The organism is Chryseobacterium sp. CH25 (genome assembly GCF_004119455.1).
Taxonomy (GTDB): Bacteria; Bacteroidota; Bacteroidia; order Flavobacteriales; family Weeksellaceae; genus Chryseobacterium.
Genome location: NZ_NRQT01000075.1, coordinates 1 through 271, shown reverse-complemented (window position 1 = coordinate 271; position 271 = coordinate 1). Strand labels below are relative to the sequence as shown.

Below are 271 nucleotides of genomic sequence, written 5' to 3'. Positions count from 1 at the left end.
GCTTCTAAGCGGTAGGACAAAAATTTACAATATTCCGAGAAACCTTACTTATACACTGTTTCTTGAGCGCCTATTAATCCATTTCCTCTTTTTCATACTTGGCGTTCTGCTTATAGGAAAGGTAAGTAACAATGTATTTTTCAATTCTGATTCTGTTGTTTTTGTTCTGGGTGCTTCTAAGCGGTAGGACAAAAATTTACAATATTCCGAGAAACCTTACTTATACACTGTTTCTTGAGCGCCTATTAATCCATTTCCTCTTTTTCATACT

The 271-nt window shown here is 35.1% G+C and carries 1 pseudogene; it reads left to right on the top strand.

Annotation, left to right across the window (positions count from 1 at the left end):
- A pseudogene (locus tag BOQ64_RS24320) lies at positions 1–187 on the top strand (glycosyl transferase); the annotation flags it as partial.
- Positions 188–271: the final 84 nt, after the last annotated feature.